Annotated in this window: 12 protein-coding genes; all 12 read left to right on the top strand. The window is 43.5% G+C overall.

Translation table 11 applies throughout. From position 1 onward, the window contains the following. Window positions 1-53 precede the first annotated feature (53 nt). The 12 genes from AB5Y82_RS16125 (at window position 54) to AB5Y82_RS16070 (ending at window position 14679) form a co-directional block, all read left to right on the top strand. Window positions 54-602 (top strand): hypothetical protein, encoded by a 549-nt coding sequence (locus AB5Y82_RS16125; protein WP_368174235.1) that lies wholly within the window; start codon window positions 54-56, stop codon window positions 600-602. A 22-nt stretch (window positions 603-624) separates the two neighbouring features. Continuing rightward, entirely contained in the window at window positions 625-1641 is a 1017-nt protein-coding gene (locus AB5Y82_RS16120; RefSeq protein WP_368174234.1) for a glycosyltransferase family 4 protein, read from the top strand. 2 nt (window positions 1642-1643) lie between these two features. Further along, window positions 1644-2573 carry a glycosyltransferase family 2 protein gene (locus AB5Y82_RS16115; RefSeq protein WP_368174233.1) on the top strand — a complete coding sequence of 310 codons (930 nt, stop codon included), beginning with the start codon at window positions 1644-1646 and terminating at the stop codon, window positions 2571-2573. 3 nt (window positions 2574-2576) lie between these two features. Continuing rightward, on the top strand, window positions 2577-3992 hold the full coding sequence (locus AB5Y82_RS16110; protein WP_368174232.1) for a mannose-1-phosphate guanylyltransferase/mannose-6-phosphate isomerase: 1416 nt from the start codon (window positions 2577-2579) through the stop codon (window positions 3990-3992). Window positions 3993-4049: 57 nt separating this feature from the next. Beyond that, window positions 4050-5480 (top strand): phosphomannomutase, encoded by a 1431-nt coding sequence (locus AB5Y82_RS16105; protein WP_368174231.1) that lies wholly within the window; start codon window positions 4050-4052, stop codon window positions 5478-5480. 25 nt (window positions 5481-5505) lie between these two features. After that, window positions 5506-6969 carry an undecaprenyl-phosphate galactose phosphotransferase WbaP gene (wbaP, locus tag AB5Y82_RS16100; RefSeq protein ID WP_159143411.1) on the top strand — a complete coding sequence of 488 codons (1464 nt, stop codon included), beginning with the start codon at window positions 5506-5508 and terminating at the stop codon, window positions 6967-6969. Between the two features lie 19 nt (window positions 6970-6988). Further along, the gene (locus AB5Y82_RS16095; protein ID WP_368174230.1) at window positions 6989-9658 is read left to right on the top strand and encodes an SLBB domain-containing protein; all 2670 of its coding nucleotides are present in this window, start codon (window positions 6989-6991) and stop codon (window positions 9656-9658) included. A gap of 44 nt (window positions 9659-9702) precedes the next feature. Then, window positions 9703-10692 (top strand): Wzz/FepE/Etk N-terminal domain-containing protein, encoded by a 990-nt coding sequence (locus AB5Y82_RS16090; RefSeq protein WP_201296165.1) that lies wholly within the window; start codon window positions 9703-9705, stop codon window positions 10690-10692. Window positions 10693-10819: 127 nt separating this feature from the next. Beyond that, a complete protein-coding gene (locus AB5Y82_RS16085) occupies window positions 10820-11071 on the top strand; it encodes a hypothetical protein (RefSeq protein ID WP_159143413.1) in 252 nt (83 codons plus the stop codon). Between the two features lie 85 nt (window positions 11072-11156). Beyond that, a complete protein-coding gene (locus AB5Y82_RS16080) occupies window positions 11157-11837 on the top strand; it encodes a YjbF family lipoprotein (protein WP_159143414.1) in 681 nt (226 codons plus the stop codon). After that, the gene (locus AB5Y82_RS16075) at window positions 11834-12595 is read left to right on the top strand and encodes a capsule biosynthesis GfcC family protein (RefSeq protein WP_368174229.1); all 762 of its coding nucleotides are present in this window, start codon (window positions 11834-11836) and stop codon (window positions 12593-12595) included. The genes AB5Y82_RS16080 and AB5Y82_RS16075 overlap by 4 nt, the downstream gene beginning before the upstream one ends. Then, the gene (locus AB5Y82_RS16070; RefSeq protein WP_159143416.1) at window positions 12592-14679 is read left to right on the top strand and encodes a YjbH domain-containing protein; all 2088 of its coding nucleotides are present in this window, start codon (window positions 12592-12594) and stop codon (window positions 14677-14679) included. Before AB5Y82_RS16075 ends, AB5Y82_RS16070 begins: the two co-directional genes overlap by 4 nt. Window positions 14680-14696: the final 17 nt, after the last annotated feature.

Below are 14696 nucleotides of genomic sequence, written 5' to 3'. Positions count from 1 at the left end.
AAACTTATAATTTAAAGTATGTATTTATATTTGTTTCGTTGATAGCATTATTGATGTCTATGTTTTTTTGGTTGACATTTAACATTGAAATCACGCAAGTGTTTTTGGCAATGGCTGGGTATTCCGATTACACAAGAAATGCTATATTGCTTTATGAGAAAAGCATTGACTTCGAAATGGGGAGGTTATTGATTGAAACAGAGTTTTATTCTCGAGTTCCACGAGCACTTTTTCCTGATAAACCTAATGACTTTGGTTATCTTGAGCTGGCGAAGATCTATTTTCCTGAGGCATTTTATTTGAATCAAGGCGCGCCATCGTTTGGCTTCGGTTCTTACTATGCGGATTTCGGATATTTAACCCATATTATCATATCTATTTTGTTTTTCTTTAAAGGCACCCTCGTTGGAATGTTCCGAAATCAGCTTAGAATAGATGGAGGGGCGTATATCTTTGTTCCATTTATTTTTCTTGCTGGAGTTGAATTACTCACTCTTGGAACTGGATGGCTTTTTATAGAACACGTATTACTAGCTGTTTTTATTTTTATCTGTATGCTTTTTTTTGTGAGACTATCAAATGTTTATAGTAAATCTTTCTAGAATAGGTCGTTCAGGAACAGGTATGTGGAATTACTCTTTGAATTTTATTGAGGGGCTTAAAAAACTAGATTTATTATCTGCAATTATTTGTTCAGAAGGTAATGTCGAGAAGTTATCAAAGTTTGGGGTTGAAATAATACGAGTTCCTGATTTAGTTTCCAATACCTCTAAAATTTCAAAGATAAGACCTTTGCTTTGGTTTGTATACAGTTTCTTTATTTCATTGCGCATTATGTGTAGGGATGGTAGTGAAGTTATAGTTTCAACAACTCATCATTCCTTACCAATTATTAAAAAACAGATTATAACAATACATGATCTACGGCCTTATAAATATCCCGATTCACTACTTCAGAGGTGTTTTTTCCGTGTATTGTTGCCGATTGCTTTGAAGCGTTGCTGTCATGTTATTACCGTTTCGCAGACGGTGAAGCAGAAAATATCACAGTGCTATAAATACCCTATGAATAAGATTTCGGTAATTTTTAATTCAATAAATGCAAAAGAGTTTAAGCCTATGTTAGAGAAGCAGCATTTTCTTCTTGCTGTTGGCTCATCTTGGCATCATAAAAATATTGATTCATTCCTAAAGGTACATTCTCTCTGGATTGATAAGTTTAAGCTGATAATCGTTTGTGGGGAGACGGCTTATGTTTCTGATTTAAAAAAATACGTTATCGAAAACAATCTTTCAGAATGTGTGGAATTTAGACATAATATAGAGTTTACTGATTTGGTAGATTTATATAGTTCCGCTTCGGCATTAATTTATCCCTCCCTGGATGAAGGATTTGGAATTCCACCTGTTGAGGCTATGTCTTCTCTTACTCCTGTAATTGTCTCTGATATTAAAGTATTTCATGAAATTTTAGGTGATGCGGCAATTTATGTTGATCCAAGCTCAAGGGTAAGCTGGACTCTCGCATTAAAAAAATTACCTCTCGATAACACATCTCTTTTTTACGCTCAAGCATGCGCTGAAAAATATAATTCAGATGTTATGCAAGATATGATTAGCTCATGGATTGAGAAAATATAAAAATGAAGTTCACATTGATTGTTTTGACTTATCAAGCAGGTGACATCTGGACTGAATGGCTTGAATCGTTAAAGATGCAGGTAATTAATCCATCTCAGATTATAATGGTGGACTCTAGTTCTACTGATAACACAGTATATTTAGCACGTCAGGTTGGTATTGAACCAATCATTATATCTCCCAAGGATTTCAATCATGGGGGAACACGAAACTTCGCCTTAAAATATGCATTTGATTCAGATGTCATTATTTATTTGACTCAAGATGCCATTTTTAATGATTCAAATGCATTAGCAAAAATCCTTGACTGCTTTTCTAATCCACATGTAGCGGCGGTCTGTGGACGGCAGTTGCCCCACCTTGATGCAAATCCATTAGCTACACATGCTCGACTCTTTAACTATCCCTTGGAAAGTGAAACGAAAAGTACTGATGAGATTAAAAAACTGGGGTTAAAGGTTGCATTTATGTCTAACTCATTTGCAGCCTATCGTCGTGATGTCTTTGAAAAGCTCGGTGGTTTTCCTGAGAATACTATTCTTGCTGAAGATATGTATATGGCGAGCAAGATGATCTTATCTGGCTATAAAGTTGCTTATTGTGCTGAGGCTGTAGTTAGACATTCCCATAATTATACCCCATGGGAAGAGTTTCGGCGTTATTTTGATATCGGTGTTTTTCATGCCTGTGAACCCTGGGTACAGGAAAAGCTCGGTGGGGCATCGGGGGAAGGTTTGCGGTTTGTTAAATCTGAGCTGAGCTATTTATTGCGTAACGCGCCTCTGTGGATCCCTCGCTCCTTGTTGACTTCAGCTTGCAAACTAGTTGGTTATAAATTGGGTAACAACTATAATAGGTTACCCATATCTTGGCGACCAAAACTGAGTATGTATAAGAGCTATTGGCTGCAACAAAGAATAGATAAGGAATAGAAGTTGGTTATTTTACCAGTTATTATGGCCGGCGGATCAGGCAGTCGTTTATGGCCGCTGTCGCGCGAGCTCTATCCCAAGCAGTTTTTGCAACTTGATGGTGAGGTCACCATGTTGCAGGCGACGGTCAACCGTTTAAATAAGCTGGCCTGCGCTCAACCACTGGTTATTTGTAACGAAGATCACCGTTTTCTTGTTGCGGAACAACTTCGGCATTTAAATAAATTGGCCCACAACATCATTCTGGAGCCTGCTGGGCGCAACACTGCGCCCGCTATTGCGCTGGCGGCACTGACGGCGCTGCAAACGGCCGGTAATAGTGAGGACCCTTTGCTGTTGGTGTTAGCAGCCGATCATGTCATTCGTGATGAGGATGGATTTATCGCCTCTGTGCGGCAGGCGATTCCCCATGCTGAGGCTGGCAAGTTGGTGACCTTTGGCATTGTTCCTACTCATCCGGAGACGGGGTATGGCTATATTCGCCGTGGTGCCGAGCAAAACGGAGCCTTTGCGGTTGCGCAGTTTGTTGAAAAGCCTGATGTGGCAACAGCCAACGAATATCTGGCTTGTGGGGAATATTACTGGAACAGTGGTATGTTCCTGTTCCGTGCCAGCCGCTTTCTGGCAGAACTTAAGGCGTTTCGACCTGATATCTATGCAGCTTGTGTTCAAGCTGTGGGAACAATCAATCCGGATCTGGACTTTGTGCGCGTTGATAAGAGTGCTTTCATTGCTTGTCCTAGTGATTCTATTGACTATGCGGTGATGGAAAAGACCACCGATGCTGTTGTAGTGCCGATGGATGCCGGTTGGTCTGATGTTGGTTCTTGGTCCTCTTTGTGGGATATTTCTGATAAAGATGAGGTTGGCAATGTGTTCCGCGGTGATGTGATACAGCATGGCTGCACTAATAATTATGTGTTTGCTGAAAGTGGTCTGGTCAGTCTGGTTGGCGTTGATAATTTGGTGGTGGTTCAAACCAAGGATGCACTGCTGGTCGTCGATAAGCAGAAAGTGCAGGATGTGAAGAAAATAGTTGAATACCTTAAGGCATCAGGACGTACTGAGCATCAGGTTCATCGTGAAGTCTATCGGCCGTGGGGAAAATATGATTCTATCGATAACGGTCAGCGCTATCAGGTTAAACATATTAGTGTCAAGCCAGGGGAAAAACTGTCACTGCAGATGCACCACCACAGAGCCGAGCATTGGATTGTAGTTTCGGGCACTGCGAAAGTGACCAATGGCGAGCGGAATTTTTTGGTTACTGAGAATGAGTCAACTTTTATTCCGGTTGGTTCCGTTCACTCTCTGGAGAATCCGGGTAAGGTAACTCTGGAGGTGATCGAGGTACAGTCAGGCTCCTACCTGGATGAGGAAGACATTGTGCGCTTGGAAGATAGATATGGGCGCATTTAATACAGAACTCTTGGTTGTTGTCACATTCGATTTAGACGTATTAATGGATCACGATTAATGACAATTTATTTAAATAGCTCAACGCTAATCGCTGAAGGTGGTGTGGTATTCGGTACCAGTGGTGCGCGCGGTTTGGTTGTCGATTTTACCCCTGAGCTGTGTGCGGCGTTTACTCATGCCTTTATTGCGGTAATGCGGCGTGAATTTAATGTAACGAAGATGGCGTTAGCCATAGACAACAGACCCAGTAGCCCAGAGATGGCTCAGGCCTGTGCGGCAGCGATGGTCCAGGTTGGTATCGAACCCGTTTATTATGGAGTGATACCGACACCCGCTCTGGCTTATAAGGCAATGCAAGATAAGATGCCGTGCATCATGGTCACTGGTAGCCATATTCCGTTTGATCGAAACGGGCTTAAGTTTTATCGACCTGATGGCGAAATTACCAAAGCAGATGAACAGGCTATTCTGGCTGCGGATACTGATTTTTCTCCCTTGCCAAGCTTACCGAAATTACAAAGTTGCCCTGATGCTGCTCAAGCATATTGTCATCGTTACAGTTCTTTGTTTTCAGCGGATTTGCTAGCTGGTAAGCGTATTGGTATCTATGAGCATTCAAGTGCTGGACGTGATCTCTATGCGCCCTTGTTACGTCAACTCGGTGCCGAGGTGGTATCCTTGGAGCGCAGTGATGAGTTTGTGCCGATCGATACCGAAGCTGTTGGGGAAGCCGACAAGGCCAAGGCTCGTCATTGGTCCGCTGAATATCAGCTTGATGCTATCTTCTCCACTGATGGCGACGGTGATCGACCGCTGGTGGCAGATGAACGCGGCGAGTGGTTGCGCGGTGACATTTTGGGGCTGTTGTGCGCGGATGTGCTACAGATGGAGGCGCTGGCAATCCCGGTCAGTTGCAACACTGCGGTGGCCACGTGCGGTCGTTTTGCCAAGGTTGCTATGACCAAGATTGGTTCACCATATGTGATTGCCGAGTTTGTTGGGCTTGCAAAACACTATCAACGAATAGCTGGCTTCGAGGCTAATGGCGGTTTTTTACTTGGTAGTGATATCGAATTTGATGGCAAGCCACTTGCTGCATTGCCAACTCGCGATGCCGTATTACCATTCTTAATGTTGTTAGCTTTAGCTGGTACCGGCAGTATTTCGTCATTGGTTCAGTCGTTGCCTAAACGATTTACGGCTTCCGATCGTATCAAGAATTTCCCCACAGAGGTCAGCCGGAGTATACTCGCCGCTGCCATATCAGACCCGCAAGGTTTGCTGGTGCGCTTGGGGATTCAAGGTGTCGCTATTGAAGATGTCGATAACACGGATGGGTTGCGGATTACTTTATCGGACGACCGAATTGTTCATCTGCGTCCTTCAGGAAACGCTCCTGAGTTACGTTGTTATGTTGAAGCCGATAGTGTAGTGACTGCCCGTGATATGGTCAGTAGTGTTCTTGCTGTGCTTGAGATGCAAAAATAATAATTTTTTAATTATCGAGATCTATATGGACCACAAAGAGCTCAACTGTTTGCTCAGTTCAGAAAAAGATAAATACTCTCAAACAATTAATCGTTGGTCATTAGTTGGAAGTGATGTTTTTTCAATATTAATAGCCTTTATGACTTCATGGTGGATTGAAAGTCTAAGAACACATGTTGCATTGGTTAATGTTTTCAACTCTGGGTCTGACACGGCGAGAGTATGGAGTTTTTCTTTATATGCTCTAGCCATAATATTTTTCTCTTGGATTTACTCAAGGCATTATACTTATCGTAAGCCATTTTGGAATGAGTTAAAAGAGATCATGCGGATGCTGTTGTTTTTTGCTGTCATAGATCTCGCTGTTATCGCTGTATCGAAATGGGATTTCTCTCGCTATCAGTGGTTTTTTTTCTGGTCTCTACTCTTGCTTATATTGCCAACTTGTCGCTGGTTGATAAAGAGGGAATTAATAAGGCATGGTTGTTGGCAAATGCCAAGCCTTATTATTGGTTGTGAAAATAACGCCAAGGAGGCATTGTTAGCGATTAATAGTGATAAGCTGCTAGGGTTCCATGTGGCGGCATTCGTATCCCCTAGTGATACATGCTCTTCTTCCCCAGTTACCTCTATCCCCCTTATCGTGGAAACGCCAAAGGGAGTGATCGAGAAACTTTCTCATTACAAAGTTTTCATCGCTTTGGAGTATGGACAAAGTGATCTAAGGGATGAATGGCTAAGATATTTATCATCTCATGGGATGAGAAACATATCTGTTATCCCCGCCATGCGTGGTGTACCGCTTTACGGCACAGATGTATCGCATTTTTTTAGTCATGAGCTCATGATGTTACGCGTTAATAACAATTTGGCTAGACTATCTTCGCGTATAATAAAAAGATTATTCGATATTTTGGTGTCATCAATTCTTTTGTGCTTGCTATCACCATTTTTGCTATATATTGGTTGGAAGGTGTCTCGTGATGGTGCATCCCCACTTTATGGGCATGAACGTGTTGGGCAGTATGGTAGAAAGTTTAAATGCCTTAAGTTTCGTTCAATGATTATAAATTCAAAGGAAGTTCTTGAACATCTTTTATCAACAGATGCAAATGCAAAAGCGGAGTGGGATAAAGACTTTAAGTTGAAAAATGATCCACGTATTACCTCCGTGGGGCATTTTTTGAGAAAAACTAGTCTTGATGAGCTCCCCCAACTGTTCAATGTCTTGCGAGGTGAGATGAGTCTTGTTGGACCAAGGCCAGTTGTTGAAGAGGAGCTTGAGCGTTACGGTGATGACAAATCGTATTATTTAATGGCAAAGCCTGGAATGACAGGCCTTTGGCAGGTGAGTGGTCGAAATGATGTTGATTATTCCACGCGTGTCTATTTTGATAGTTGGTATGTTAAAAATTGGGGGTTGTGGAATGATATTGCTATTTTGTTTAAAACCGTCAGTGTAGTGTTTAATCGAGAGGGAGCTTACTGATTTTTATTATTAAAAATAAATGGATTTTATTAAGCGGGTTTATAATATTATGGGACAGTTTTTGATGCGTGGATTAGGTTGTTCTTCATTATTCATGATCATGTCGTCAGTTGCATTCTGTGCTCCACAGATAACACCGGATATGATGGCTAAATTTAAACAGTTGTCTCCTGCCCAGCAGCAGGCATTGGCTGCACAGTATGGTGTCGATACCTCTCAGCTGGGGGGGGCAGGACAAAAAAGTAGCGTTACACCGGTTAATACTGCGCCGGTAGCAGCTCCTCGGGAGGTTGATTATAGCCAAGCTTCCCAGCGGCCTTTGGTTGCAGGTGTTGCGCAAGAGGGAACGTTGCAGCCTTTTGGCTACAATGTTTTTGCCGGTGAACCTCTAACCGATGCTCCCGTGGTCGATATGCCGGTAGCAGATGATTATGTTATGGGGCCTGGTGATGAAATTCGGGTTCAGCTTTATGGCAAGGAAAATGTGACCTATACCCTCGCAATAGGGCGGGAAGGGTTTATCGATTTCCCCTCGCTGGGACCAATAGCAGCTTCCGGGCAATCATTCCAGCAATTGCGTAGTGAGCTTGAGAGCCGAATTAAAGAGCAGAAAATTGGGGTTGAAGCCTTTATCAGCTTCGGTGCTCTGCGTACCATGCAAGTATTTGTCATGGGCGATGCTTATCGCCCCGGGGCTTATAATGTTAATGGTATGGCGACTGTGACTCAGGCTCTGCAGGCTGCAGGTGGTATTGATACCGTTGGCTCATTGCGCAAGATCCAGGTCAAGCGTGCTGGTAATAAAGTCATTGATGTTGATCTTTACAAGATGTTGGTTTGGGGGGACACCAGCCAGGATATTCGGTTGCGCTCTGGCGATACAGTTTTTATCCCTGCCAAAGGCAATGAGGTGAGTATTGATGGTCTTGTCAAACGCCCTGCTATTTACGAACTGAGTGGCCCTGCCGCTCTGAGTAATGTCTTGGGGTTGGCGGGCGGAATGAAAGCCTCGGCACTGAATGAGGTGTCAGTCACTCGCTATGGTGAGAGTGGCATGCGGGTTTTTAACCTGAACTTGTCAAATCAGCATGACCGCCAGTTTGTCGTTCGTGATGGCGACAAAATTAATGTCAAGCCAAGCACCACAGAATACAGTCAGGCTGTTGTAGTGAAAGGTGCAGTAGTTCGTGATGGTGTCTTTAGTTTTGAGCCTGGCATGCGGATTAGTCGTGTGCTGCAAAGCGCTGAACGCGACTTGACTTCGGTGACAGATCTCAACTATGCCTTGGTTGTGCGTGAAATGGATGTTCAGCGAAATATTGAGGTGCTGCAATTTAATTTGGGGCGTGCATTGCAAATGCCTGGTGGAGAGGATGATATCCGCTTACAGCCGCGTGATCAGGTGTTGATTTTTAGTAATGATGCAAGAGATAGATTGAAGCAAGTGGCTAATAGTCACTCATCTTCCGAGGGGCTTAACCAGCAGACTCAGCAACGTATTCAGCTGCAAGCTGACGCCGTGGAAAATAGTACGGGTGCGGTGGTTAAGGCTGTAGAGCTTAACAAGCAAGATAAAATGACTCTCGCCAAGGCATCTGATTCTACAGAGACGGAGGCAATGGTTGGGGCATCTCGTCAAGCCCTGCTCGCGCCGGTTATTGAGCGTTTGAAAGCTCAGGCTGCACAGGGTAAGCCGGTACAGATTGCTGAGGTTCGCGGTGAGGTGAAATATCCAGGTGTGTATCCTCTGACGCCTTATAGTCGCACTCATGATTTGATCTTGGCTGCTGGTGGTTTTAATGAAAAGGCAAACATAATTGAGTTATCCCGTGTAAACGAGCGCGGCAATGATATCTCGATTGAAAATCAGCGGCTTGATTTGGCTACTGCAAATCGGGTGAATGGTTCGCCACTGGTTCAATCCAAAGATAGCTTGAATGTATTACCGCATCCTCAATGGCGTGAGGAAGCAACTGTTCAAGTCTTTGGCGAAGTAAAATTTCCGGGGACTTATACTGTTCGCCGTGGCGAGAGTTTGCGTGATTTGATTCAGCGGGTCGGTGGTATTACGCCCTATGCCAATCCAAATGGGACAGTATTTGCTCGTGAAGCGCTGCGCAAGCAGGAAGCTGAACGTCTTGAGTTGTTGCGCGATGAATTGAAACAAGAAATTGCAACAATGACGTTGCGTCGGCAATCCAGCATTGCAAACTACAATAGCTCTCCTGCTGAGGCTATGACAGTTGTTAATCAGCTGGAAAATACCAAAGCAATTGGTCGTATGACGATTAATATGCCTGCTATTTTAAGTGGTGAAAAGAATGCGGATGTTATGTTACAAGATGGCGACAAGGTGTATGTTCCTGCGTTGCAAAATGTGGTGTCTATTCAAGGTATGGTGCAGTTTCCCTCTTCTCACGTTTATGATGGCGAGTTGAGTGTCAGCGATTATCTGAGCCGTGCCGGTGGCACCAAGAAACAAGCGGATACTGACCGAATTTATGTTATTAAAGCCAACGGCAGTGTCATGTTGCCTGGTGATAGCTGGTTTGGTGGTCGGAAAGGGTTGGAACCTGGCGACACAATCGTGGTTCCGGTGGATACAGATTATCTGGATAACCTGAGTATCATGACCTCTGCAACCCAGATCCTCTATCAACTGGGTGTTGCTTGGAGTGCAGTCAAGTAATATTGACTCCTTTTTGATAGCTACCTGGCCAGGTGACGACCACAATGCTTGGCCTCTTTAACATCCGGTTTTATATGACAAACATAAAAAAACAGCCTTCATTTTCACTGGCTATGCCCCCTGTGGCAGATGATGAGATAGATTTGCGTGAATTGTTCATGGCACTGTGGCGGGGAAAGTTGTGGCTATTTATGACCACTTTGCTCGGCGCTGCAATATCTATTGTTATTGCCATATCACTCCCTAATGTTTATCGAGCAGAAGCATTACTTGCTCCGTCATCAGAACAACAGGGGAACGGGCTTTCTGCAATGGCTGCCCAATTCGGCGGGCTAGCCAATTTGGCTGGTATCAATTTGAAGAGTGATAAGGCTGATAAAACGGCGATTACTGTTGAAATAGGTAAATCACGTCAGTTTTTAAGCCATTTTATCCGGGATCATCAACTGGAAGTGCCATTGATTGCAGCCTCAAGGGCAGACAAAGTAACTGGTGAGCTCATTATTGATGAAGATATTTATGACTTAACTCACAAAAAGTGGGTCCGCGAAGTGCCAAATGGAAAGTCTGTGGAGCCTACGGATTGGGAGCTGGTCGAGGCATTTCGCAAGCTGGCGAGTGTCAGCCAGGATAGCAAGTCCGGGTTGGTGACTGTTGTGGTTGATTTCTACTCCCCACAACTTGCTAAGCAGTGGGTTGACTGGTTGGTTTCAGATCTCAACGCGACCATGAAAACGCGCGATCAAAATGATGCTATCCGTAACATTACTTACCTTAAGTCCCAGCTTGAGAAGACGCCTGTAGCTGATATGCAGAAGGTTTTTTATCAACTGATTGAAGATCAAACCAAAACGCTGATGCTGGCTGAAGTCAACCAGGAGTATGTGTTCAAAACCCTGGACCCTGCGGTTGTAGCTGAAGAGAAATTAAAGCCCAAGCGTGCGCTGATCGTGGTACTTGGTACAGTACTTGGTACTATGTTCGGTATTGCTCTGCTGCTGGTTCGCCACGCTATGCGTCGCAAGGTGGCATAATTGTGGCTTGTGTGGTAGCTATATGAAGCGAGAGTTTGACTCAAACGTATCACGTGATGGCTGGTCAAATTCTCAATTTGGGATTATCCTATATTCTCTTAACTCACTAATGATAAGGAATGTTTGCATGAAAAAGTCTGCTATGACTTTAGCCGCTTTGATGGCTCTGTCAACTAATGCGTTTGCTGCTGAAGAAGTTGCTGCTACTACTGCTACCACTGGTGGTACTGCTGGTGGTGTTGCTGCTACTGGCGCTGCCATTGGCACTACCACTGCCGTTGCCATTGGTGTCGGTGTTGCTGCGTTGACTGCACTGGTTGTTTCTGAAGCTGGTAAAGATAATACCGGTACTGCTACCATCAATACTGCTACCAAGTAATGGTGGCTATTAATTCTTAATATATAGGCTACCTTTGGTAGCCTTATTTTTTAGCATTCTTCTTTTCAAACCGAGCTCTGTTGATATGGTTTTCAATCGTCAATTGATATTTTTAGGATTATTTTTATTAAGTGGATGCTCGACCACTGGGTCAGATACATTTGCAACTCTACGATATGCCGCTTGGGGTAATCCAGATGTTGAGCTGACTGCCGAACAAGTGAACAAGATCCCCTACGCTAGCGCCTATCTGCAAGTAGGTGATAACCCACAAGCATTTGTAGTATTAGCATTTGCTGATCCAGATAACTCACTTACCTGGATTGGAGCAGATAAAAATATTTTTGTGACCAAGTATGGACGTATTATCAAGACGGCTGGTCTGGATAATGACCTCTATAGTATTCGTGAGATTGGGGCCAGTTCTGATCCTTTGCGTCTGATTAAGGTATTTTTAACTAATGAGAAAAGCCAGCAAGTCTACCAGCCTTGGTCGTATCGAGGTGAATGGACTAAAGACTACGTAAGCGGCTATCAGGTACGTGCAAGTGTTAAACATCCTCAAGCTGACACGCTTGTGATCCTCGGGAAATCTTATCAAGCCTTGCTCTTTGAAGAATTGATTGAGATTCCATCACTCAATCAACAGTGGTTAAACAAATTTTGGGTTGATCAACATAATGGCGAAGTGCTAAGAACAGAACAGCAGCTGGGACCTGATATGCCAGTTATCAAAATGACCATTTTGAAACCATATTTATCATGAAATTGAGAACTCTTTTAGCTTTGTTATTGCCTGCTCTCACGGTGTATAGTGCGGAACCTGGTAGTCAAGTAGATGTGGTTTATTCCAATCATTCCGTTGCCACAGTAAAGTTATTATCTGGGGCTAGACTTGCTGATCTTTTACTATCCTCACAATTACCCTCTGAAACATATTGGCGCACTGCGCAGATAAGTCATCCTCAGTCTCATGCTAAAATAATAGCAGATAAAATGAATCTGTTGAGTGACCTGAAGGCGTTGCAAGTACAGTGGATGCGTGATGGTAACATGGGGGCATGGGTACAATCTTCACAGCAACTTATTATTGAGATTGACCGTATTAATGTTACAGGGCGATTACCCATAGCTATCGATCCTGTTATCAATCGTGCTCATGAAGATAAAAATCCGCTGTTATCTGGTGATTACACACTGTTTATATCTCCTCGTAGCCAGTTTATCTATTTTACTGGCCTAATTAATGGAGCCGCTAGACAACTTTTACGCGAAGGTGCTGGTTTGGCAGATTACTGGCAAGCATATTCGTTGTTAGCGGGGGCCGACCTGGCTCAAGCATATTTGATTCAACCAACAGGCGAGGTTTCGCTGGTGCCTGTTGCTGTTTGGAATCAATTGCATCGTGAGCCGATGGCTGGAGCAACATTATTTGTCGGTTTTGATACAGACTTGTTACCTGCCAAGTATAAGAATCTAAATCTGCGTATTGCTAATCTGCTTGCCAACCGGATACCTGAATGATGATGCCAAGAGTAACGTTTATTGCGCTTTTCGTAAGTGGTGTTGTGCATGCAACTAGCCCCGCTAATGACCCGTATGGCCCATCGCAGAGTGATTTTGGTGGTGTGGGACTGATGCAGATGCCGACTGCAAGAATGGCAAAAGAGGGGGAGTTCAGCGCCAACTATTTTGATAACGATCAATATCGTCGTTGGTCTATTTCTGTTCAACCCTTTGATTGGTTTGAAGCTACCCTGCGTTATACTGATGTGAGAACACAACTTTATAGTCAAAACGAAGATTTCAGTGGTGATCAAACATATAAAGATAAAGGGATAGACTTCAAATTCAGGCTGATGCGGGAGTCTCAATGGACCCCTCAAGTTGCTCTTGGTTTCAGAGATTTGATGGGCACCGGGTTGTTTGACAGTGAGTATATTACTGGCAGTAAGCGCTATGGGCCTTTTGATTTTACTCTTGGCATGGGGTGGGGAAATATGGCCGAAGGAGGCAATATCAAAAATCCGTTCTGTGTATATAAAGAGAGTTGGTGCAAAAGAAATGAAGCATTATCATCAGGTAGGACGGGTAAGTTTGAAATAGACAGTCTTTTTCATGGGGATGTGGCATTTTTTGGTGGTGTCGAATATCAGACTTCCTGGAAACCACTCAGACTTAAAATTGAGTATGATAGTAATGATTATAGCCATGAGTTTGCGGGTGATTTTGTGCAAAAAAGTCCGTGGAACTTTGGTGTTGTATATAGAGTTTTAGATAATGTTGATACTCATTTAAATTGGCAGCGAGGAAATACCTTGATGTGGGGGATTACCATGCGAACCAATTTCAATGAACTTAAACCAACATATATTGATGACTCTCGTCAAAAATATCAGGCTGAAAATGTGCCTGATACGGTAGCACATGTAGACTGGAAGCAATTTGCCAGTGACCTGAATAGTAATGCCGGTTGGAAAGATACTGCTATATATCAAGATGATGCTGCGGTAACGATTATTGCCGAGCAGGTTAAATACAGAAATAGAACTGAATCTACACTCCGAACCGGTTTGCTAGCGGCAAATTATTTACCCGAATCAGTACGTAAGGTGCATGTCCTCGATAGCAAGGATGATTTCAAGCTACAAGAAACGACTATCGATCTGCCATCGGTGCGAGCCGCTAATGTGACCCAGACTTTGGGGCAGGAGCATGAAGCACAGTTTTATACTAGCGCTATCAATAAAAACTATGAGAGTAGCAAGAAAGTATTTCAAGAGGAAAAGGATAGAGTATCATACTCAATCGATCCTGACTTGAATCAATCCTTTGGGGGGCCTGAGTCTTTTTATATGTATCAGTTCGGAATAAATGGTAATGCCAGTTGGCACTTGTCTGAACAGGTATCATTGGATAGCACTGTTTTTCTTAATGTTGTTAATAATTACGATAAGTTTAATTACAAAACTCCGCCTGCTGATGGTGAGGCATTACCACGAGTCAGAACATGGATCCGTGAGTATGTAGATTCATCAAATATTTTATTAAACAATTTGCAGTTGACTAATATACAACAGTTATCTACAGACTGGTATGGTCAAGTGTATGGTGGTTATCTTGAGATGATGTATGCAGGTGTGGGAGGAGAAGCATTATATCGTCCTTATGGAAAGTCATGGGCGGTTGGTATTGATACCAACTGGGTAAAACAGAGGAACTGGTATAACACCCTCAAGATGGCAGATTACGATGTGGTTACTGGGCACCTGACTGGTTACTGGCAATTGCCCTATTTTGACAACATCACGGCTAAAATTGCTGTAGGGAGATATTTGGCTGGTGATAAGGGGGCGACGTTTGATTTTTCAAAACGGTTTGACTCAGGGGTTATGCTTGGTGCTTATGCCACACTGACAGACGTATCTTCTGAAGAGTATGGTGAAGGTAGTTTCACCAAAGGCATTTATGTTACAATTCCCTTCGATCTGATGCTGATCCACCCGACAACAACTAAAGGTTCTATTGGTTGGGTCCCGCTCACTCGTGATGGTGGGCAGATGTTGTCACGCAAGACTGCGCTTTATGGTCTGACCTCATTGGACTGAGGTCTTAAATGTTTTCT

The sequence above is a fragment of the Aeromonas sp. s13 genome, assembly GCF_040907905.1.
Taxonomy (GTDB): Bacteria; Pseudomonadota; Gammaproteobacteria; order Enterobacterales; family Aeromonadaceae; genus Aeromonas; species Aeromonas veronii.
The sequence above is the reverse complement of the archived record's forward strand: the minus strand, read 5'-3'. Positions and strand labels throughout refer to the sequence as shown.